The organism is Lapidilactobacillus salsurivasis (genome assembly GCF_054785215.1).
The window spans coordinates 150,461-172,212 of the sequence record NZ_BAAABI010000003.1 but is presented as its reverse complement, the minus strand read 5'-3'; the positions used below and the strand labels follow the sequence as shown (position 1 = coordinate 172,212).

Annotated in this window: 18 protein-coding genes; 11 read left to right on the top strand and 7 right to left on the bottom strand. The window is 47.4% G+C overall.

Features of this window, described 5'->3' with window-relative positions; translation table 11 throughout:
• Positions 1-4 precede the first annotated feature (4 nt).
• The 4 genes from ACYVSB_RS04860 to ACYVSB_RS04845 all read right to left on the bottom strand — a co-directional run bounded on the left by ACYVSB_RS04860 (position 5) and on the right by ACYVSB_RS04845 (position 5,738).
• Positions 5-1,087, bottom strand: coding sequence for a P-loop NTPase fold protein (locus tag ACYVSB_RS04860; protein ID WP_461218646.1), 1,083 nt, complete (start codon positions 1,085-1,087; stop codon positions 5-7).
• Between the two features lie 78 nt (positions 1,088-1,165).
• A complete protein-coding gene (locus ACYVSB_RS04855) occupies positions 1,166-3,202 on the bottom strand; it encodes a helicase-related protein (protein ID WP_461218645.1) in 2,037 nt (678 codons plus the stop codon).
• Positions 3,203-3,271: 69 nt separating this feature from the next.
• On the bottom strand, positions 3,272-4,468 hold the full coding sequence (locus ACYVSB_RS04850) for a DEAD/DEAH box helicase (protein ID WP_461218644.1): 1,197 nt from the start codon (positions 4,466-4,468) through the stop codon (positions 3,272-3,274).
• Positions 4,461-5,738: a sigma-70 family RNA polymerase sigma factor gene (locus ACYVSB_RS04845; protein ID WP_461218643.1), complete on the bottom strand. Its 1,278-nt coding sequence runs from the start codon at positions 5,736-5,738 to the stop codon at positions 4,461-4,463. The genes ACYVSB_RS04850 and ACYVSB_RS04845 overlap by 8 nt, the downstream gene beginning before the upstream one ends.
• A gap of 410 nt (positions 5,739-6,148) precedes the next feature.
• On the opposite strand from ACYVSB_RS04845, the gene ACYVSB_RS04840 reads away from it, so the two are divergent.
• From ACYVSB_RS04840 to ACYVSB_RS04820, 5 genes are all read left to right on the top strand, one after another.
• Positions 6,149-8,065: a heavy metal translocating P-type ATPase gene (locus ACYVSB_RS04840; protein ID WP_461218642.1), complete on the top strand. Its 1,917-nt coding sequence runs from the start codon at positions 6,149-6,151 to the stop codon at positions 8,063-8,065.
• A gap of 715 nt (positions 8,066-8,780) precedes the next feature.
• Entirely contained in the window at positions 8,781-9,017 is a 237-nt protein-coding gene (locus tag ACYVSB_RS04835) for a heavy-metal-associated domain-containing protein (protein WP_461218641.1), read from the top strand.
• A 95-nt stretch (positions 9,018-9,112) separates the two neighbouring features.
• Positions 9,113-9,250 (top strand): hypothetical protein, encoded by a 138-nt coding sequence (locus tag ACYVSB_RS04830; protein ID WP_461218640.1) that lies wholly within the window; start codon positions 9,113-9,115, stop codon positions 9,248-9,250.
• A gap of 343 nt (positions 9,251-9,593) precedes the next feature.
• Positions 9,594-9,743: a hypothetical protein gene (locus tag ACYVSB_RS04825; RefSeq protein WP_461218639.1), complete on the top strand. Its 150-nt coding sequence runs from the start codon at positions 9,594-9,596 to the stop codon at positions 9,741-9,743.
• Positions 9,744-9,900: 157 nt separating this feature from the next.
• On the top strand, positions 9,901-10,458 hold the full coding sequence (locus ACYVSB_RS04820) for a ferritin-like domain-containing protein (protein ID WP_461218638.1): 558 nt from the start codon (positions 9,901-9,903) through the stop codon (positions 10,456-10,458).
• Between the two features lie 544 nt (positions 10,459-11,002).
• On the opposite strand, the gene ACYVSB_RS04815 is transcribed toward ACYVSB_RS04820, so the two are convergent.
• The 3 genes from ACYVSB_RS04815 to rsgA form a co-directional block, all read right to left on the bottom strand.
• Positions 11,003-11,440 carry an RNHCP domain-containing protein gene (locus ACYVSB_RS04815; RefSeq protein WP_461218637.1) on the bottom strand — a complete coding sequence of 146 codons (438 nt, stop codon included), beginning with the start codon at positions 11,438-11,440 and terminating at the stop codon, positions 11,003-11,005.
• 252 nt (positions 11,441-11,692) lie between these two features.
• Positions 11,693-11,968 carry a CD3324 family protein gene (locus ACYVSB_RS04810; RefSeq protein WP_461218636.1) on the bottom strand — a complete coding sequence of 92 codons (276 nt, stop codon included), beginning with the start codon at positions 11,966-11,968 and terminating at the stop codon, positions 11,693-11,695.
• A 192-nt stretch (positions 11,969-12,160) separates the two neighbouring features.
• Complete coding sequence (rsgA, locus tag ACYVSB_RS04805) at positions 12,161-13,231, bottom strand: ribosome small subunit-dependent GTPase A (RefSeq protein WP_461218635.1); 1,071 nt, start codon at positions 13,229-13,231, stop codon at positions 12,161-12,163.
• Between the two features lie 572 nt (positions 13,232-13,803).
• On the opposite strand from rsgA, the gene ACYVSB_RS04800 reads away from it, so the two are divergent.
• The 6 genes from ACYVSB_RS04800 to ACYVSB_RS04775 all read left to right on the top strand — a co-directional run bounded on the left by ACYVSB_RS04800 (position 13,804) and on the right by ACYVSB_RS04775 (position 21,608).
• Positions 13,804-15,000 carry an MDR family MFS transporter gene (locus tag ACYVSB_RS04800; RefSeq protein ID WP_461218634.1) on the top strand — a complete coding sequence of 399 codons (1,197 nt, stop codon included), beginning with the start codon at positions 13,804-13,806 and terminating at the stop codon, positions 14,998-15,000.
• A gap of 680 nt (positions 15,001-15,680) precedes the next feature.
• The gene (treR, locus tag ACYVSB_RS04795) at positions 15,681-16,385 is read left to right on the top strand and encodes a trehalose operon repressor (RefSeq protein WP_461218633.1); all 705 of its coding nucleotides are present in this window, start codon (positions 15,681-15,683) and stop codon (positions 16,383-16,385) included.
• An 18-nt stretch (positions 16,386-16,403) separates the two neighbouring features.
• Complete coding sequence (locus tag ACYVSB_RS04790) at positions 16,404-16,892, top strand: PTS sugar transporter subunit IIA (RefSeq protein ID WP_461218632.1); 489 nt, start codon at positions 16,404-16,406, stop codon at positions 16,890-16,892.
• Positions 16,893-16,905: 13 nt separating this feature from the next.
• Positions 16,906-18,423 (top strand): PTS transporter subunit EIIC, encoded by a 1,518-nt coding sequence (locus ACYVSB_RS04785; protein ID WP_461218631.1) that lies wholly within the window; start codon positions 16,906-16,908, stop codon positions 18,421-18,423.
• A 492-nt stretch (positions 18,424-18,915) separates the two neighbouring features.
• Positions 18,916-19,140: a hypothetical protein gene (locus ACYVSB_RS04780; protein WP_461218630.1), complete on the top strand. Its 225-nt coding sequence runs from the start codon at positions 18,916-18,918 to the stop codon at positions 19,138-19,140.
• A gap of 137 nt (positions 19,141-19,277) precedes the next feature.
• A complete protein-coding gene (locus tag ACYVSB_RS04775) occupies positions 19,278-21,608 on the top strand; it encodes a glycosyl hydrolase family 65 protein (protein ID WP_261807422.1) in 2,331 nt (776 codons plus the stop codon).
• Positions 21,609-21,752: the final 144 nt, after the last annotated feature.

The window sequence follows — 21,752 nt, the reverse complement described above, 5'->3', positions numbered from 1 at the left end:
AGCTCTAGTTACTAAAGATTCCTGTCAAGATAAACTTGTTGATACTAATCGAGTAATAAATAGAGTTGTCAAATGATGCTGACTTACCATGGTACTTCTCAACAATTTTTGAAGATGGAGTTTGATTGTTCTGTGAGTTTTGCATTCTAAATAAAAGAAAGTCTCGCCGACCATCTAGCCGGTTTAGTGAATCTAAATCATTGATGGAGATATTACCCAAAGAATGCTCGGTTGTTAGTACGAAGATGTTTAGAAAGATACTTCGAGTAATGTCCGTTTTTAACCGTCTATCGTTTAGCTTATTGATTTGGTCGGATAATTTGTCTGTAACTACCTTGAAGTTCTCAATGACTAGTAGGAGAGTTCGTAGGTTTATATCTCCATCAATAAATTTTTCGTAATCTAATAAGATGTTGGTGATCCAGCCTAGATCTTCCTGTATGAACGAGTTTTTATCCGGTGAAAGAATTGATTCCTTAATGATTGATAGATCTACACTGAATCTTATGGTTTTATTAATTGCTTTCTCTTTTGTTGCTTTGAAAGCCTGGCCTCTGTCTCTTGTGATCTTATCACTATTCGAAATAACGATTATGCGACAATGTAGATTCTCTAGCAATTCAGTTACCATAAAACCGAGAAAGTCACCTAATGCTATTTCCAGACTTAGTCTTTCTAAATCGTCAATAAAGATTACTATGGGTTGGGTATTTGTGTCTAGTTTGTTGGAACGATATGCTTCCATAATCCAATCCGAAAATAGACTTACCGAGCTCAATGTGGTATTGCCAATGACGTTAGATATTTTTCTGATTTTTTTACTAATCCTTGTTATCGTAGAATAAATCTTTGGGTTCGCACTTAGGTTAGTAACTATTTGCGCAAATAGAGCCTGTTTCAACTCTAGTAGGCTGTCATACCCATTGATAGAGAAATAAATCGGGTGATACTTACTGACCTTAGCGTCAGTCATCACCTTGTTCTTAATGAAGTAGGTTTTCCCAGTACCCCATGCGCCATCGATTTGAAAGGCGTATGGCTCGCTTGTACCGAGATAGTTTATAATTGCATCTTTGAGGTCGTTCATATTCTTGTGGATACCGCCTAGCTTTGTTTGATTTTTGTGATAGATAATAGTGGTTCGAGGGGTAGATAGCTCAATAAATTATTCCTTAGCGTCCTTGGCCAAGGCTTCCTTAACTTCGTTGGGTAATCTTCCCATGAAATAATCTTCAATATTATCCCAGAACCAGGTCGAGTATTTCTCGATACGTTCACCACTAGTAGCACCGTCAATTTTTTTAGTGAATAGATATTTTAACATTTCAACGCTGGTGTAGTGCTTGATTTGAACATCTTGAAGAATGCTGTTTTGATATAAATTTCCTTTTCGGATGGCTTGTTCTAAAGGAAATACGGAGTTAATTCGAAGGTAGAGTTGGGGGGTATTTCCGCCAATAACTTGATAGTTTACTAATTTTCGGGCCTCACCAATACCGAGGGCCGCAATTTTAGCATCGGTGTCGGCAGAGTTGGCGCGATGGGCGAAAGAAGTGATTTGCGAGTCAGTTTTGGCAAAATTATCTATTGGTCTCAGGACGCTGTTGATTGACTCCAGGATAAATTGAGTAAAGAGGTCGACAGTATCTTCAACTTTATATCGTTGATTGGTTAATTCGCTATTAGCGCGTTCGGAAATGAATTTTATTTTTTTTATTTTACTGAACTCAAACGCGGAGTTAATGATTGTTTGGGCGAATGCGCGGGCTTCAAACTTATCAGAGATTTTTAGTGACCGCATAAAATAATCACCTAGGTTATTCACCGTAAACTGACGATCACTGATATGTTGGCTATCAATGAACTCTTCAAATGATGTCAAAATTCTTCGATATTGTGAGAGCACATCATCGATTGATTCATCATCACGAAGGGTGACCTCAATCCCAGTTGTGTAATTGAATTTACCAAATAGTGTTTTGTGCTTAAGTTTCTCTAATTCCGCGTTGTTATGCAGGGCATACTTGAAACTTGGGTAGGACATGTCCCGGTAATGCTTCTCCCAAATCCCACTGAGGTTGACTTGGTAGACGGCAGCGTAGGATTTACTTTGAATATCCAATAGCTTGGTGAAATAGCCGCTTAAACGTGATTTTAGAAATTGCGTTTCATTTTCCGCGGTCACAAATAACAGATCATTCCCGAAGAGGCTGCGGGGTCGGGCGGCGAAAGGGGGATAACCCAGCTTCTGCGGTGACGAGAAGTCTTTCTCAATCATTAAGAGCGCTGTCTTCACTTTGTTATCGAGGGAATCTTCATCCCCTTTTGTTTGAACGAAAATATATTTAAAATCTTCGGGGCTCATAATCAAGTTACGTTGATCACCTTTATCATGATAGACAGATAGGATTTTCTTCATAACATCTAAGATCTGCGTCTTTCTGATCGCTGACATACCATATAGCTTCTTGACTTCATTCATGTCATGGTTGAGAAAGTCAATGAGTCCGAAACCAACAGGCACTTTCTTGGTATTGCGAGCGGCCCGACCGACTTCTTGAATGTAATCCACCACATTACCAGTCGGCGCGTAGTGATAGACGTTGGTAATATCCGGGATATCAATTCCCATTCCGAACGCTTTTGTCGCTAGGACGAATTCTAAAGCGCCTGTCTGAAACTCCTTTAAAACCTCGTCCTTCTCCTCCTTGGTTAGACTGCCGTAATAGCGGCCAGTCTTACTGGCGATTTCTGGTTCGTTCTGTTTTAGTATGCTGTAAAAGCCGTTTAATAGTTTGATCGTGGGAAAGTATAGGAGCGTTTTCTTGTGGAGTCGTGTCGCTTGTTTCAGATGGTTAATCGCTAAGACACTTTTGGCTTTTCGGTAGTCACTATCAGCCTTCTGATAGGCCTTCTCACTGCTCCGGACAACCATCTTAATGTTATCTCGGCGGACCACGCCAAAGTAAGAAATTGGCCGGATCATGTTGAGACTCTTTCGGGTATCCAAGTACATGTCTTCTTTCCCACCGTAAATGGCAGTGGCTGTGAAGGTAACAATTGGAAATCTGTACTTCTTTCTTAATTTCGCCAAGTAAATTCCTAGATACCAATAGTCAGCGCGGAACGATTTGCCCCAGGTTGTGACGATATGGGCTTCGTCAACAATAACAGCGCCAATATTGCGATCGCCAATTAACATTCTAATATCGCTTCTGGCCTGAAGTGTTTCTGGTGACAGATAAAGGAGATCAATTTCTTGCTTTTGGATTTATTCGATCACTTGTTCTTTTTCAAAGGGTGGTGTATTTCCGTTAATAGTAGCGGATGAAGTGACCCCTAACTGCTGCATGCTGGCCACTTGATCAGTCATCAGACCAATTAATGGAGAAATAACAATTGTCAATGGCTTGTTCTTGGCATATTTCTTGGCTAGAAATAAGGTTGCGATCTGATAGATTAAAGACTTACCAGAGCCAGTTGAGGCAGTAATATAGATATCGCGGAAAGGGTCGCCTGTAATAGCCAACTCAGCCTGACTAACAATATCATCAATCAACTGGGCTTGAGAGATCTCAATTGTTTCTTTTGAATGGGCTTCAATGTTCTTGTAAAAGGGAATACTCCGAAACGAATCGAAGTCTCCTAATTCTTTTAAGATTTGTGTGTAGGCGGTCTGATTGGGAATAATTTGCCGTTTTATTGATTGGTTAATGAAATATAAGTTAAGATCAGCTAGCCGCCGCAAAATGTTCAGTCTCTCAAGATACTTGTTGGGCAAGGATTCAATTGGACCTGATAAGACAAGAATGATATTGCGTAGATTAGTTTGGTTAAGGATCTCCGCCTCAATGTCCAGAAAGGCGGTTTCGTTCTCGGAAAGTTCTACCTGTTGAGCGTTATCAGCGGGGTAAGTATCAACAATTTCAACCTCAATGGGATTCTCTGGGTAGAGGTAATAGACATCCACATTCCGAGGGACTTGTGGATAGGTGACAAAATAACGATTACTCTGCTTGGAATAATCTATTTGCCCATAAAAATATGAGACATTTTGATGTAGCTTTTCTTGGTCTGGTTCCAGCTCAGTATCTTCTTGATAATAGAGATAGTGGTAGATATCATCGACATTTGATAATGTGTTTCGGTAGGGAAACTGCTTATTGTATAAGTTGTTCTCGAGAATAGCGATGGGTATTGAGTTGAGCTGTGGATATTCTTTAAATAACTGGTATTCCTCAATAGTCATCCATTTATATTGGTCAATAAATTCTTGGTTTTGAAAGATATCCTGGACTGCGTATTTTTTTAGAAGTTCTAGGTCAACTTGGTCATAGTAGGAGATATGGATTGTGTTGAAGTAGCGATGCTGTTCAGGCAATGCGGTAACATCGAAGCCTTTTAGAACGATAATTGACTTGCCAAGGTTATCGATAATTTGTTGAATTCTGGTTTCAATTTCAATCATAGTAAAAATCCTCCAACATTTCTTTGCTTTGTGTCGTACTTAGTTTGGCTAAGGCTTTCTGTTCGATTTGGCGAATCCGCTCGCGGGTCACGCCTTCAACAGCGCCGATTTCCTCTAAAGTATGCTCTTGACCGTCAATTAAACCAAACCGAAAACTGAGTACTCGGGCCTGCTTTTTTGATAACTTTAGGTCAAAAGCTTTTTGTAATTCTTTTTGTAATTCTGTTTTGTTCAAATGATCATCTGGGAGTGGTTGACTTTGATCGACGACAAAGTCTCCGAGAGTACTTTGATCATCAACGGCAAGTGGCGCTTCCAAACTAGCGAGGTTGGCGATTTCCTTAGTAACTCTGAGGTCTTCGATCTTTTCGGGAGTGGCATCTAGTATCGCGGCCAGCTCTTCGTTGGTTCCCATGCGGTTATGTTCAATATAAAAGTCATTTTCGGCCTTAATGAATTTGCGGATTTGTTCATGCATATGCACTGGAACCCGGATAGTCGTGCTATAATTTGCGATTTCTCGGGTTATCGCTTGTCTAATCCAGAAAACTGCATAGGTTGAAAACTGGTAGCCTTGAGAGAAATCAAATCCTTCTGCTGCTTTTAATAATCCTAGTCTTCCTGCTTGGAACAGATCCTCAACATCCAAAGAGGGCGTTGTCAGTTGTTTATATCTTAAGACCCATTTCCAAACAAGCTTGGTGTTGGCGCTGACAAGATTATTTAAGGCCTGGGCACGCTTATCTGGACTGCTTTCTGGGGTGTTAAAAGCGTCTAAATAGTCTAAATTATACTTGGGATCAATTACATCTATAAGCCGGTTAGCTTCCTTTTGAAATGATTCGCCAGCGAAGACATCATCTAGGCTGTCGTTGTTATATTCATTTAAAAGATTGCGATAAGCAGTATTATCAATTGTGACTTTCTTGGAAAGGATTTTGCAACCAGAGCTATCCAAGAACTGGCGCAACCGCTTTTGCATATTCGAATCGATTTTTTCGGTATAAAACCAAGTCAATAATTCTTCTTCGCTTATCTCATGGTCGCCACCAATAATCTTATTAAGTTTGGCGACTTTTTCCTTCAACGATTCCGCAGAATAAAGAATATCAATCTCGAGGGAAGCGAGCTCTTCGTAGGCGGCTTTCCGTTCGGTTATGGGAACCTGAAAATCTCTAAATAACCGCTCGATAGTCTCGTATCGTAATTGACTACCGAAACGGAAATTATTATCAATATAATCAATAATGGAAGAATGATCATCAAGCATAGTCAATGCCCCCCAACTGTCAAATAACCCCCGACATGTTAACTAATCTTCACACTTCTAATTATAGCATTTGGAAATCGTAAAAACCTTAGTTGTTGCGCTATGAAACATAATCTCTATCAGTTCCAACGTGGTGTTCAAGAGTTCGCTGTTCGCCTCTCGATTCCTCATACGATAGAATAGAAATAATCTATACGATTGTGACCAGTACTAATCTTTCCTAGCCATTAATTCAGCCTCCCAACTTCGTTCAAATTGAATGATACCGCAAGATTTCTATGGAATCGTCCTAAAATCGTCCAGTATTTCTCCAAATTCTTCATTTCTTGATCCCCATCAATTATTCCCGCCGCGATTCGCGGTAGACTTGGTTCATCAAGTTAAGGAATAACAGTGATGGGGTGTTTTTTATGAAGTTTCAGATGTTTGTACAGAAGCATAGTAAGCAGATTACGTGGACGCTGGGCGGGTTGATCGCGGCGGCGTTGGTGAGTCAGTATTTGTTGCATTGGCTGATTTTGGCGGATGTGTTGATGGCGATCGGTGGGGTGATTGGCGCGGTGCCGATCATGATCCACGCTTATCAGGCGCTGCGGGTCAAGGTGGTCAGTATTGAATTGTTGGTCAGCGTGGCGGTGATCGGGGCCTTTGTGATTGGTGAATATAATGAGGCCGCGGTGGTCACCTTCCTATTTCTCTTCGGGGAGATTTTGGAGCAGCGGACTTTGGACAAGACGCGGGCGTCAATCAAGTCGTTGACGGAAATGACACCAACGACGGCGCTGGTGGTGCAAGCTAACGGCGATGTGGCCGAAGTCGATGTGGATGATGTGGATGTGGACGACGAGGTTTTGGTCAAAACCGGCGCGGCGATCCCCGTTGATGGGGTGGTTGTGGCCGGGACCGGTTACGCGGATGAAGCGGCGGTCACTGGCGAGTCTCGCGCGGTCAAAAAATCGCAAAATGACCAGGTCTTCTCGGGAACCATGTTGAGCGATGGCTATTTGCACGTGAAGGCGACCAAAGTGGGCGATGACACGACTTTCGCGAAAATCATCGAGTTGGTTGAGGACGCGCAGGACACGAAATCCCACGCGGAGAAATTCATTGATCGTTTTTCGAAATACTACACGCCGGCTGTTTTGGTGATTGCCTTCGTGGTGTGGCTGATCTCCCGGGATTTCCGGCTGGCGATCACAGTTTTGGTGCTGGGTTGCCCTGGCGCTTTGGTCATCGGCGCGCCCGTGTCCAACGTGGCTGGGATCGGCAATGGCGCCAAGCGGGGCATCTTGATCAAGGGTGGCGAGGCGATGGATACCTTCGCCCACGTGGATACCTTCGTTTTCGACAAGACAGGCACACTGACTACGGGGAAAACCGCCGTTTCCGCGGTGAAAACTTATGATGTGGACCAAGCGACCTTGCTGGGCTTAGCGGCGAAAGTGGAAACTTTATCCGATCATCCTTTAGGCCGGGCCGTCGTAGCGGAAGCCCAAGCGGACCAGGTGGACTTGGCCAGCTTAGCGATCAGCGCCAACCAAACGATCAAGGGTCAAGGCATCAGCGCCATCGTTGCTGGCAAAAAAGTTTTGGTCGGCAATGGCAAGTTGATGGCGGCGAACCAGGTGATTTTATCGGCGGCGGCGCAAGCGGACTTGACGGCTTTGCAACAAACCGGTAGCTCGACGATGATCGTGGCGATCGATGGGGTCGTCGCTGGCTTGATCGGTGTTTCCGACATTATCCGGCCAGAAGTCGCGGCGCAATTAGCGGCCTTGAAAGCGGCGGGCGCCAAGCATTTGGTCATGTTGACCGGTGACAATCAGGTCACGGCGGATTATGTGGCGCGGCAGTTGGGGATCGATGAGGTCCACGCTGAACTTTTGCCAGACGAGAAGGTCAAATTCGTCAAACAATTTCAGGCGCAAGGGCGTAAAGTGGCCTTTGTCGGCGATGGCATCAACGACAGCCCTTCGCTGGCCACAGCGGATATTGGCATCGCCATGGGTAGCGGCACCGATGTCGCCATCGAAACGTCCGACGTGGTGTTGATGAATTCTAGTTTTGAAGCGTTGGTCCACGCGTTCCGGTTGGCGAAGAAAACCGTCCTGAACACCAAAGAGAACGTCTTTATTGCCATCGCGGTGGTCGCGTTCCTGTTGTTAGGGCTGATTGCCGGCTTCATCTACATGGCCAGTGGGATGTTCGTTCACGAAGCCAGTATCCTGGTCGTCATCTTCAACGCTATGCGCCTGTTGAACTTCGGCGGCAAGCGCCATCCGAACCAACCTACCACAACAAAAAGTGGCAAGTTGGTCGAAGACTGAGTGACCCTGGGTAGCTTCTGAGCATCCTTCTATCATGTCGGTGGCTTGCGCTGCGCGTGGCGTTGGTGGTAATCAAGTGTGGTGGGGCTCCAGGTCGGGCTGGGGGTGGTGGAACGCTGCGGGCACGACTTGAAGCTTTTCGGAAAACCGTCGAAAATCTTCAAGCTCGGCCTTATTCTAGGCGGCAGAGCCACCAAGAATAATATCGCGGCTGACTCACCCCCAGCCCGACCTTCCGCCAACGAGTAAACAGCCCACCAACGCCAGCGTGCGAGCCGACCCAGGAGCTCCGAAATAATCGCATAGCTAAGCGGAAGAAGCTAGGTCGGTGAACATGTTTCAATGCCACGCTCCGCTCCAGCCGCTCACGTTATCTTTTTCATTTCAGCACTCACACCGACTGGCAAGCTTTATCCAATTGATAGGGTGTCACGGCGAGGCGATGGACGACCAAGGCTAGAAATCAATGCGGAGTGCAACGGACTGCTTTTGAACACGACTAGGGATTTCACTGGATCGATGGTATCGATCCAGTGAAATTGCGTATCGGAGCAGAAAACAGTTGAGCGCAGCACGTTTCATAACAGCGTAGAAAGTGGTTGAGTGGAACGTGTTTTTTATTTCCGAAAGTTCTCGCAACTTGATGGCGGTCAATTTTTTATCAACAGTCACGGGCTATACTAGGGTCATCAGTTAAAGAAAGGATGTTTTAAAAATGGCAGTCAATCAAAAGGTTACCTTACAATTAGATGCACTAACTTGCCCCTCATGTTTAACTAAAATCGAAGGTGGCGTCAAAGCGTTACCAGGCGTCGACTCAGTCAAGGTGCTGTTCAACGCCGGGAAGGTCAAAGCGGAGATCGATAACACACAGGTCAGCGCTGATGATCTGAAAGATACCGTTACGAAGCTGGGTTATGAGGTTGAGCAGGTCAAAGTTAAAGATCTTTAGGCAGAGAGTCGCTTGATTGCAGGTTTTGGTGGGTGTTGCGCGTGAGCGCAACCGGCTGGGACTGCTGTTGCGGACTGGAACGTGGTGGGCATCGTTTGAAGCCAATTCCAAAAGCGGGAATTGTCTTCAAAACGAGCCTCGTCCTAAGCGGCAAAGCCGCCAAGGACAATTTTACCACTGAGCCGCGCAGTCCCAGCCGGTTGCTAGGCAGAATTGAGCTTATCTGCAATTGACACGAAGGATTTAACGAAGTGCTTTCGCAAGATTGAGGTCAAACAATTGCCCTCGTTTGGGGTGGTACGGCAATGCCAACGGATTCGGATTAGTTGGTTCGTACAGTTTGCATTGATTGAACATCCTTACCTGTCCCCTAAACAATCCTTGAGTGGCGACCGACCGGTTCGGTTGATTCACCGAGAACTAGGTTCGTTCATCAGACAAACTGTACCGGTGTCGCCAATTTAAAGCTTGTAACCACTAACCACGGCCGTCAATTGCGTGGTTCCTCATCAATTGACGACATCTTGCCAATTGGCGTGAGTGCTCAAGCGACTGTTATAACGTTGAGCGGCTGGAGTGGAGCGTGGCGTTGGTGACTCGTTTGCTGGTCTGGCGGAAGGTCGGGCTGGGGGTGAGTCAGCCGCGAGATTATTCTTGGCGGCTCTGCCGCCTAGAATAAGGTTCAGCTTTGAGATTTTCGGTGCACTTCCGAAAAGCTCAAAGTGACGCCCGCCGCGTTCCACCACCCCCAGCCCGACCTGGAGCCCCACCACATCCGTCAACCACCAACGCCACGCGCAGCGCAAGCCGCGGACAAATAACAGAACCCTTTTTTCAATAAATAATCGCATCAATCAAATTAAAATCTACGGAGGTAAACACCATGACAAATCCAGAAATCGAAGCAAAGTACCAAGCAGAACTAAAACAGGCCGACATCGACCATCACAAGCCCACGGCTGGGGCGATGATTGGGCACATCGTCGCGAACATGTGGTATTTCGACGTGAAGTTGCATCAAGCGCTCTGGTTCGTCAAAGGACCACAAGCGTTGCAACTTCAAGGTTTTTACCGGGAACTGATCGCCGAGAATCGCCAGCAATTGGATGATTTAGGAGAGTTGCTCTTGGATGAAAATCAGTTGCCCCCAGCAACCGTGGCCGAATATACCCAGTACACCAAAATGAGCGAAGATGCGCGGTTGAAATATGTTAGCGCGGCGGAATTGGTTGCGGAAACGGCGCAAGATTATACCACAGCCAATATGTTCATTGATCGGGCGATCATTTTGGCCCAGCGGGAGAACCGTCCAGCATTGGCCGTTTTCATGACCAGCTTGCGCGGAGCTAATAATCGACGGACGCGGCAGTTACAAGCGTTCCTGGGTAAAACAGTCTGGGAAGGCTTGGTTGAAGAAGACGATGATGAGGATGATGACTAGGCTAAACCGCGGTTTTCATTAGTTTTCGGCGCAGACTGATTGTTGAGAAAGTGAGCGCCACCACCACTTTCCTCCCCCTTAAATGGTGGTTGGCGCCGAAGATTTTCCAACAATCAGGATAGCACTTCCCCTATTTTCAAATCATTCCCCCCAAGAATGATTCCCTCCTGAAAAACAGTTGATCCCGTTGATCAACTGTTTTTTTGTTGGCGTTGGCTTTGAAAATTGTTGCAAGGCAGTTATTAAATCGCGTCGAAAATCCGGGGAAAACAAAAAACTCCCTCCCAGGACCGCCCAGCGTTGATTATTTGCTGGTCGACCTAAGAAGGAGGCATGCCTTTCTATTTAAATGGGCTACACGCGACAGACTGCTGTGCTTAGCTACGCGATGGCTCTGGAAATAAAGTTGGCTTCCGGAACAGTTGCTAGGTTAATGTTGGAAGTCAACCCGTTGCGCAGTGTTCATCTGCGTTGCCGATGTTTTCGCTGGCCAGCGCAAGCTGCGGGCATAATTGAAATGTGCTTGCCACCCAGCTCCTTGCGCTTAACGCTGATGTTGCGGGAGTTCGCCCTGACCACCCATAGCGGCGGTCAATTCTTCGATCCGTTCAACGGGGAACGGTGGGTTTCCCAGCGGTTTCAAGGCGACGGCCATGAGTTTCATGGGATTATCATCGGCGGCGCAGCGATTGGAGCTTAGTTTGCCGCAGCGTTTACAGCGATGGATAATCGCCCATTCGCCGCTTTTGCGGACCCAAACGCCGATCGGTTCCATAATGCCACCACAGTTGGCGGCGCGATCGCCGGGTTCGTCATCCACGTGCAGGCTGGCCAAGCAGTTGTAACAATGATTGCGGTGGTCGCTGCCGGCGCCTTGTTCGACGTTGAGCCGGCCACAGACTTTACAAGTGAAGCTATCATGGCAGGGATTGTTGCGATAATAACCTTTAGCGTACATTTTTCGTTTATTTTCTCGATTCAAAATTCTTTTCCTCCTGAAAGTGATCTAAGGGGTTTTCAGGGAGGCTTGCAGCGGTCAGTCGGGACAAACCTCCCCCGCGACGACGGTCACAATTGGAATTGTTGTTAACATGCACATTTCTCCATTTCTTAGTTCATGAATTTACTTTACCATGGAAATCTCTTGAAAACACCCGCGTAAACGACCTAGAATTGTTCTGGCGAATCCACGGCGAACAAAAACCGTTGTAGCTGTTGACCACAACGGTTAAGTTTATTCATTCTTTTTACAGTTAGCCAGGATCTTGTAGATTGTTTTCGTCGCTAAATAATATTCCGCCGCCAAGGATTTGACAGAGGTTCCACGGCAATAACGTTGGTAGATCGCTTGATTGCGCTGATCCAGTAATTGTCGCGTTTGCTTATTCGCGCCCCAAGCTTGGCGATGCTCGTCTTTACGGGGAATGTAAAGATATTCACCGTCGGTATATTCCTGGATTGCTGCGATCAAGTTTTCAGGTAAGATCCGGGTTGCGTTTTGGTAGTCCAAAATCGGCGCCTCCTAATTCAATGATGCTTTAGGATCACGTTAGACTATCCGGTTTCGCTAGCTTTAGATTTAGTGATCGTGATAGCCTAAGCGTGGCACGATTCCGATTCAAAGGTTGTTTTAGTCATGGAAAGTTCGGTTCCTTTCTGGAATTTTTCCGGGATGATTAGGCCACGTGAAAATAATTTCAGTTTAGTGGCGCTTTTTCACGCGTTTACGCAGGTCTTTGACGGCGCCGCGGCTGCCAAACATCCGGTTGAGTTTCTCGTTTTCTAATTGGCGACTGTTGAGGCCGTCGTAAGCCATTTCGTGTTGGAGTTTCTGGTAGCTGGCCCAACGCTCGGGCGCTAGTTCGCCGCTGGCCAGCGCGGCTTGCACGGCGCAACCGGGCTCGCTTTGGTGTCGGCAGTCGTTGAATTTACATTGTCTTGCCAGCGTGGCGATGTCGGCGAAGGTTCGGTCCAAGTCGCCGGTGTAGATCTGTAATTCCCGCATGCCTGGGGTGTCGATCACCAAACCGCCGCTGGGGAGCAGGAAAAGTTCACGGTGGGTGGTGGTGTGGCGGCCCTTCGCGTCATCGGCGCGGATTGCCTTGGTGGCCAATTTGTCTTGGCCCAGCAACCGATTGATCAAAGTGGATTTGCCAACGCCGGAGGAACCAATGAAAGCGCCGGTGGTTCCCGCCGGTAGAGCCTGCCGAATTTCTGAAAAACCTTGACCATTTTCAGAAGAACAGGTGATGATGTCCACGCCAATACTGATGGCGGCGACTTGGGCGATCTTCTCGGCCAGGTCATCGCAAAGATCGGCCTTGGTCAGGACCACGACAGGCTGGGCTTGACTTTCCCAGGTAATCGTTAAGTAGCGCTCCAACCGGCGCAAATTGAAATCGGCGTTCAGCGACATACAAATGAAAATCCGGTCAATATTGGCGGCAATCATCTGCCCTTTGCTTTCATTGCCGGCCGCTTGTCGCGCCAGAGCGCTGGTTCGCGGCAATATTTGTTGAATGATGGCGGTGCCGTGCTGGTCGTCGGCGCGAGCCAGCAGCACCCAATCGCCGACCGCGGGAAAGTCAGTTGGATCATTGGCTTGATAGGCCAGCTTACCGCTGACCTCGGCGCTATATTCACCTTGAGCGCCCAGCACTCGATACTGTTGGCGTTGTTGACCGCTGATCCGCGCGATGAAAAGCTCGGGGAAGTTTTCAGCGGCTTGTTGAAAATGATTGGTTAACCCATAGTCAGTTAAGTTTAATGACATTGTTTTTTGTAATTCCTTTCTAGTTGTCTAATGTTTTTTGAAGTTTTCCGCCTGGAAATTCCGCGTCGCCAGTCCGCTGCAGTCGTTATTTTGAGTAAACGAAAAGAGACTAGTCGCCAAAGCAGCTCAACAGTCTCTTTAAATGAGAAGTTGGCGGCGGCGTTTTCGCGAAAGTTTGCGGGCAAAACAAAATAAACGGTTTGTGTTCCGTTCTTTCGTTATGCGTACTTTAGCGAATCGCCGACATCCAACATTCTTCTTTCTCGTGTATTTGCTATTAGATTAGCACAAACCGCCGTCGCTGGCAATGAGAAAGTTCGTCGAAGGTAATGACTTAACACGCGCATCGTTGACCGTAGCCACCACAACGGTTTATGTAGCCTTCATTCTCATTTAGGTGAAGAAAGACGAGCGCCGAATGAAAAGGCTTTTAGAAACAATAAGATGAGAATAAAACGTTGAAAATGAAAAGATCATGATGCAAATTATGAAAAATTTTATGTATAAATGGGTTGATTTTTCAATAGGGTTCGCGCTACGCTATAAGCAATCGTATTAAGGGGTGTAGCGTTTTGAGGAATGATCCAATTAAATTAAAGTGGTTATTTCTGGGCTCGTTGATCACGAACACCGGAATCAGTTTCATTTGGCCATTAACAACGATTTATATGCATGAGTATTTGCATGAACCGTTGACGACCGCGGGCATTGTTTTATTGATCAATTCGGTCTTCACGGTGATCGGAAATTATATCGGTGGTTGGTTGTTTGATCACTGGCGACCGTATGAAACGATTTTATTAGGGATCACGATCGCGGCGGCGTCTGCTGGCGTCCTGATTTTCTGGCATGGTTGGCCGATCTATGCGATCTTGTTGATCATTTTGGGCCTAGGTAATGGGATCGTGGTGACTTGTGTCAATTCGATCGCGACGATGATAAAAAGTCATCAGCCTAGTTATGTTTTTAATGTGCTTTATTTTACCAGTAATCTAGGCCTAGTTTTTGGCTCATTGATCGTTGGTTTCATTTTGCCTTTAGGGATCAGTTACATTTTTGCAACGGCTTTTGGTCTTTTCATTATTTTCTGGGTCGTGGCTTTGTTGACCTTCCGTCAGTTGAATCAGGCAAAACAGGCGATTCGGCGTGCGCGAGTCGATACCGATCGCGCCGAGCAGACGCGGGAGAAATGGCCGATCTATTTGCTATTGTTGACGCTATTCGTGGCCTGGATCGGCTATGAACAATGGCAGAGCAATATTTCCGCGTATATGCTGCACTTAGGGATGTCGGTGCGGTCATATAGCTTTTTGTGGACGGTCAACGCCGTTCTGATCGTAACCTTACAGCCACTGTTGACTCACTTTGATGGCTATTTATCGCAACATTTGCGGGGGCGGCTTTACACAGGCTTCGCGTTTGTTTGTAGCGCGTTTCTGATTTTGATCTACGCGAATCACTACGCTTGGTTCGTCATCGCGATGGCGGTTTTGACAGTGGGCGAAGTGATTGCTTTTCCCGCAGTCTCGACCTTTGTCAATGAACGCGCGGCGCTCCAAGAAAAAGGAAAGTATCAGGGCTTGGTCACGATGGCGGCATCGGCAGGGCGAGCGGTGGGGCCTTTAGTTGGCGCGTTGATCATTGAATCGATCTCCTACCCATTGCTGTTTGTTTTTTGCGCGCTCCTGATTTTGGTAGCTGTCCTGATCTTTGCGGCTAGTGGCCGTAAGCAAAAACCAACGCCGACACCACGACGCTTAGGTCAATGAGCGGGGCACCAATGATCCGATCACCAAGGATCTGGGCAATGGCGGATCAGCCGACTTTAACTAGTCAAGTTGGCTCTCGTTTTGCTACGGGGTCCGTTTGGGGCTGAGAAATGGCGCAAGATATGGTTGACTTTTAAAATAAAAAAATGTGCTGAGGTCAAGGCGCTGCTGGTCCGATGAGGATCCGCAGCGCTTTTTATAATTCACAAAATGCCCCACCTTTATTAATCAGTGCTACACTTTACGTATGGACATAATAAGTTGGAAATTCTACTTGGCGTCGAGTAAAACCTGACTTTGATTGTCTTGACCGTATCTTTGCAGAATAGCAGTTGCGATTTGACCAGCTTTATACTTTATTTTTTGACAAGAGATAAAACATCGATCGATGGAGATGAGCTGGTGATACTAGCTCGATTTAATCGACAATCGATCAATGACCAGCGGATTCACAAATAATCAATTCTGGTTTTTCTTGCATAATTCTCGTCAATTAAGTTGACTGATTTCTGGAAATCGGAGTCGGTCGGGTCACTTACAAAAATAAAGTTGTCTATTCTGCAGTGACGGCGGCAGTGGGCTTTTGGACCAACTTGTCTAGTTATTTGTTGTAAAGGGGTGCGGACGCGGCTAGTAAGCCCTTTCAATTCGTGCTACATTAGGATTTGGGAGTTGTGGTGATGAAGAAATATTTGCAGATTTATCATGATTTACTCAATGACATTCAGTCTAACAAGTATCAACAAGGTGATCTCTTGCCTAGCGACCAGCAGTTGGTCATGCGGTATCACGTTTCCCGGGAAACGATTCGCAAGGCGGTGCGGTTGTTGGCCAATGAAGGGTATTTGCAAACGATTCGGGGCAAGGGCAGTCTGGTTCTCAATGCGGACCGGCTGAACTTTCCCTGGGCGTCGATCGAAAGTTACCGCGAGTTGGTCAAGCATAACGGGTTGGATTCGGTCAATGATCTGGTTCAGGTCAATTACCATGTTCCGGTTCCTTCTAGTTTGCTTTATGGCGCGCCGGAGCTGACGTCGCAGTTGATCGTGCGGCGGCGGATCGTGGCTGGGGAGCCGTTGATCGTGGATTATGACTATGTTAACGAGCAAGTTGCTGCCGATGTTCCCATCACCGCGGCTCGGGACTCTCTTTTTCATTATTTCGAAGAGATTTTGGGCTTGAAAATCGATTACGCGATCAAACACTTCACCGTTGAGCCGGCAAAATACGATGATTGTGTTTATCTGGAGATCGATCAAAGCACACCGATTGTGGTGGTCCGCAGTGAAACGCATTTATCAGATAATCGAATTTTGTCTTATACGGAGTCGCGGCACCGCGCCGATAAATTCAGCAGCGTGGCGTTCGCCCGCCGGCATCAATAGTGAAGGAGGCCCTTGATCATGTTCCATTTTAAGAAAGAACCAGCGCCGCATACCGATGACTTGTTGGCGCCTGTTGGTGGGCAAGTTTTGTCATTGAGTACGGTGTCAGACCCGGTGTTCGCCCAGAAAATGATGGGTGATGGCTTGGCGATCAAGCCGAACGAAGGTGATTCAGTGGTGGTCGCGCCGATCAGCGGCGAGGTGACCGTGGCGCAGGGGCACGCGTTCGGGATCCGCCGCGACGACGGCTTGGAAGTCTTGGTCCACATCGGCGTGGACACGGTCAATTTACAGGGCGCGCCCTTCACCATTCACACCAAACAGGGCAAAACCGTCCGGGCCGGCGCCAAAATGGTGACCGTGGACTGGGCGCAAATCACCGCGGCGAACTTAGATCCCACCGTGATGGTGCTGATCACCAATACCAAAACGAATCTCGCACAATTAAAAGTCAATTATCAACAAATCGCCAGTGGCGCCGTTGTTGGGCAAGCCACCGCGAAATAGGAGGATTTTTTGAATGGCTAAAGATAATAATTACCAAGATCTGGCAGCCAATATCATTAAGTACGTCGGCGGGCCAGAGAACGTTGATAAAGTGATCCACTGTATCTCACGACTACGCTTTTATTTGAAAGATGAGAAAAAAGCCGATACCGCTAAAATCACGGCGTTACCAGGCGTTGCAGGGGCGTTATATAACGCTGGTCTCGGGCAGTACCAAGTCGTGATCGGGCCAGCGGTAGCGGATGTTTACGATCAAGTCGTCGCGCAATTGGGCAGTAGCGTCGTTGATGAAGACGCGACGAACCAAGCGGTCGCCTCAACTCAGGCACAGGCGCAAGCAGAACGGCCGAAGAATCTTTGGGGTTGGATCTCGCGAGGCTTTAAGTTATTGATCGGCACGATCACCGGTTCGATGATCCCGATCATTGGATTGCTAGCCGCTTCAGGTATATTAAAAGGTTTCTTGACATTATTCACGTACAACTTGAATTGGATCGATACCAAATCGACCACTTACGTCATTATCAACGCGATGGGCGATTCAACGTTCTACTTCTTGCCGATTCTCGTGGGCTACACCGCCGCGAAGCAACTTCATTCCGATCCAATCACTGTTGCGGCCATCGCCGGCGTCTTGGTCCACCCGACCATCGCGGCGTTATGGTCCGCGCCAACTAAGGGCATGGCCACTTTATTGGGGATCCCGTTGAACGCGACCTTCTTCGGCCTGCCGATCCACATCCCCCAATACACTTATTCGATCTTCCCGATTATTTTCGCCGCTTGGTTAGCGCGGCCCGTGGGCAATTGGCTGAAAAAAGTCCTGCCACTGAGTTTGCGTTCGATTTTCCAACCGTTATTCACCTTGTTCATTGTCGCCAGTGCCGTCTTGGTCGTAATGGGGCCAGTGATCTCCTTAGTTTCCGCTGGGTTAGCCGCGATCATCAACTTCTTGGTTACCGCCAATGAAGCCATCGCCGGCCTGATCATTGGGGCCTTCTACCAGACCTTGGTTATCTTCGGGTTACACTGGATGATCGTGCCAATTGTCTCCAATGATATTGCCATGACGGGACACTCCGTCTTAAATGGTTTGATCAACTTCACCATGATCGCGCAAGGCGCTGGTGCCTTAGCTGTTTGGGCGAAATCCAAACGCCCTGATATCAAAGGCTTAGCAATGAGTGGCGCCTTATCAGGATTCGCCGGCGTTACCGAACCAGCGATGTATGGGATCAACTTGAAATACGGTCGGGTCTTCTGGATGGCCAGCATTGGTAGTGCCGTTGGTGGCTTAGTCGCCGGCTTGATGCACATTGATATGTTTGGCTTTACCGGTTCTTTGATCGGGTTCCCATCCTTCTTCTCGAAATCTAATCCGAATAACATCTGGACCTTTGTGATCGCCAGCGTGATTACTATCGTGATCTCCTTTGTCTGTGTTTACTTCTGGGGCTTCTCAGACGCTGACCTGGACAAGCAAAAGGGTGCTAAAAAGAAGAACGTCTTCAAGTCTGCGGTCAATGATTGATTTTTGACTTGTGCTAAGGCTTCTGTTGATTGTTTTGTGTTTAATTGCAGGTTCTGGTGGGTGTTGCGCGTGAGCGCAACCGGTTCGGTCCATTTGTGCGGCTGGAACGCAGTGGGCATCGTTTTGAGCCAATCCGCAAAACCCGCGGCTTGTCTCAAAATCGAGCCTTATTCTAAGCGGTAAACCGCTAAGAATAACGTCACTGCTGAGCCGCATGGCCCGAACCGGTTGCTGGGCAGCACTGAGCCTATCTGCAATCGAAGGCGAAGGATTTGACGAAGTGCTTTTGCAAGCTAGAGGTTAAAACAATCGCCAACTGTTTTGGTGGTACTGCAACGTCAACAGATTCGGGGACATAGGTCGGTATATTTCGGATAGTGCCGCCAACTTTATCTCACTTACTTAAACGGATTTTGTTGGAAACCGACCGATTCAGTTGATTCGCTGAGAACTAGTTCTGTTCATCAGATGGACTGCGCTGGTGTCGCCAATTTGAAGCTTGTGCCCACTAACCACGGTCGTCAATTGCGTGGCTTTCCATCCATTGGCCATAGCTTACCAGTTGGCGTGCGTGCTCAAACGGCTATTAGAGCGTTGAGCGGCCGGAGCGGAGAAATTCGGGGTGAGATCGCCGTGTCGTTATTCTTAGCGGCTCTGCCGCTTAGAATAAGGCTCAGCTTTGAGATTTTCGGCGCCCTTCCGAAAAGCTCAAAGTGACGCCCACAGCGAGCTCACCCCGAATTTCGCAGCGCAAGCTGCGGCCAGTCTACTTTATACAGCAAATAAGCAATCCCAATCAAAGTTGCCGCGCCGCAGGCTTTTCCGCGGTATCTATTCAAAAGGAGGAACTTTTTATGAAAGCATCAGATTGGCAAATCGCATATCACGATATTTCTAAGGGAGTGAACTCCTACGGTCAGGAGTCGATCTTGACTCTTGGCAACGGCTATTTAGGTTGGCGGGGGGCGCCACTGCTGAGTTCGTACAGTGACGACCATTATCCCGGCCTTTATGTCGCTGGTATTTTCAATCAAACTACAACGGCGGTCAATCACCGTGATATTGTGAATGAGGACATGGTCAATTTGCCGAATCCGCAACTGTTGCGGCTGCGGATCGACGGAGAACCAGTGACTCTGAATTACGATCAGCGGCAGGCGGTTTTACAAATGGATCAAGGCGTTCTCACGGAAACACTGACTTTTCCCGCGAAACAGGGTCACCTTTATTTGGAAACAAAAAAAGTCGTCGATCCAATCAATTATCATCGGATCGCGACGCAAGTTAGTTTGCGTTTGGACTTCTCGGCAAAAGTTGAGATTCAAAATCTGATCGATGGTACGATCCAAAATCGTAACGTTGCGCGGTACCGTGAGTTTAATAGTCAAGAGTTTAAGGTGACCGGACAACAAGGCCAACTATTGGTCGCCCGGACCTTACGATCTGGGGTGACGCTGGTCGTTGGTGGTCGCAGTACCAGCGAGCAGCTGACCTTTAAGACGACTTATCCGGATCAACAGATCTGTGATGAGGCCACGATCCAATTACCTGCCAATGAGACTTTGACCTTCGAGCGGGTGATGGCCGTGGCGACGAGTTATCAGGATCAAGATCCGATCACTACGGTTCAACAGAATTTAGACGCGGCAGATTTTCAACAGATCCTAGCAAGCAGCCAGGCTCACTGGCGAGATTTTTGGCAAAAAGCCGATGTCCGATTGACTAGCGCGGAGCCTGATCTGCAACGGTTGGTGCGCTTCAATATTTTCCAGCTGCATCAAGCGGCGCAAGACCAAGCCAATCCGGATCTGGATGCGTCCGTAGGTTCTCGCGGCCTGACTGGTGAGGGTTATCGCGGTCATATTTTCTGGGACGAGATCTTCTTCTTGCCTTATTATGCGGCGACGACGCCGAAAACCGCCGCGGCGCTTTTGCACTATCGTTTGAAAAGATTGCCTGCCGCGAAAAAAAATGCGCGGTCGCAGTACGAACATGGGGCGATGTATCCTTGGCAGTCAGCGATGTCTGGCGATGAGCAGTCGCAGATCATTCATTTGAATCCAATGACTCATCGTTGGTATCAGGATAATTCGCGGTTACAACGCCATGTTTCTTTGGCGATCGTCTACAATTTGTGGTATTACACTCAGGTCACTGGGGATCAAGGGATTTTGGCCGCAGGGGGCTTACAGCTTTTACTGGAAACCAGTAAATTCTGGTTGAATAAGGTCACCTATGATGGCCAACGTTATCACTTGTCTGGGGTAATGGGACCTGACGAGTTCCATGAAGCCTATCCCCACACGCAAGTCAGTGGGTTGCAGGACAATGCCTATACTAATATCATGTTGGTTTGGTCACTGAATTGGTTGTTGGCGTTACGCCACCAGCAGTCGGAAATATTTGCTCAAGCTTGCCAAACTGTTGATTTTAGCGCCGAACTTTTGCAAAAGGCGACAGATGTGGCCCACAATCTAAGTCTCCATATCGATGATCAGGGTGTGATCGAACAATATCAGCGTTATTTTGAATTGCAGACACTAGACTTAGATGCTTACGCGAAAAAATATGGTGATATCCATCGGATCGACCGGATCCTCAAAGCCGAAGGAAAATCTTCCAACGACTATCAGGTGGATAAACAGGCCGACAGTTTAATGGCTGTTTATAATTTGGGCGCCCAACAAGTTGAACAGATCGTTCGGCAACTGGGCTATCAATTGCCGCAAGATTGGCTCCAACGGAACCGTGACTATTACTTAGCGCGGACCGTTCACGGGTCAACTGTTTCACGACCGGTTTTCGCCTATGTCGATCTATCTTTAGGCGAGTTGAAGCGCTCCTTAGATTATTTAGTCACCGCGATCAAGTCCGATTATATTGATATTCAAGGCGGCACCACCGCAGAAGGCATTCACACTGGCGTGATGGGCGGCACTTTGGCCGTGATCGAACGGGGTTTCGCTGGGCTAGATCTGACTGGCGCGCAACTCACCTTGACCCCCCATATCCCCGCAGCGTGGCAACAGTTAAAGTTCCAACGCCAATTTCACGGCACTTGGTTCAGCTTTGATTTCCACGATCAAAAGGTGGTCATCAATGCCGATCACGACGCAAAAGTGATCGTGCAAGGGCAGCAATATCACCTGTCGGCGCAAAAACCGTTGATGATCACGCTGATGTGAAGTTATTCCTTTGATCTTTCTGAGCGTGATCGAACCGGGCAATCGTTGCTGGCGGGATTATCTGAATAGGCACAATCATTTACTGAAATCCTGATTCAAAAAGTGATCGTGCTTATTTGTTTTTTCAAATAGGCCTACTTTTTG

Coding starts and splice junctions, on each gene's coding strand:
- ACYVSB_RS04860 (WP_461218646.1), bottom strand. CDS start 1,087: ATGAACGACCTCAAAGATGCAATTATAAACTATCTCGGTACAAGCGAG.
- ACYVSB_RS04855 (WP_461218645.1), bottom strand. CDS start 3,202: ATGTTAATTGGCGATCGCAATATTGGCGCTGTTATTGTTGACGAAGCC.
- ACYVSB_RS04850 (WP_461218644.1), bottom strand. CDS start 4,468: ATGATTGAAATTGAAACCAGAATTCAACAAATTATCGATAACCTTGGC.
- ACYVSB_RS04845 (WP_461218643.1), bottom strand. CDS start 5,738: ATGCTTGATGATCATTCTTCCATTATTGATTATATTGATAATAATTTC.
- ACYVSB_RS04840 (WP_461218642.1), top strand. CDS start 6,149: ATGAAGTTTCAGATGTTTGTACAGAAGCATAGTAAGCAGATTACGTGG.
- ACYVSB_RS04835 (WP_461218641.1), top strand. CDS start 8,781: ATGGCAGTCAATCAAAAGGTTACCTTACAATTAGATGCACTAACTTGC.
- ACYVSB_RS04820 (WP_461218638.1), top strand. CDS start 9,901: ATGACAAATCCAGAAATCGAAGCAAAGTACCAAGCAGAACTAAAACAG.
- rsgA (WP_461218635.1), bottom strand. CDS start 13,231: ATGTCATTAAACTTAACTGACTATGGGTTAACCAATCATTTTCAACAA.
- treR (WP_461218633.1), top strand. CDS start 15,681: ATGAAGAAATATTTGCAGATTTATCATGATTTACTCAATGACATTCAG.
- ACYVSB_RS04790 (WP_461218632.1), top strand. CDS start 16,404: ATGTTCCATTTTAAGAAAGAACCAGCGCCGCATACCGATGACTTGTTG.
- ACYVSB_RS04785 (WP_461218631.1), top strand. CDS start 16,906: ATGGCTAAAGATAATAATTACCAAGATCTGGCAGCCAATATCATTAAG.
- ACYVSB_RS04775 (WP_261807422.1), top strand. CDS start 19,278: ATGAAAGCATCAGATTGGCAAATCGCATATCACGATATTTCTAAGGGA.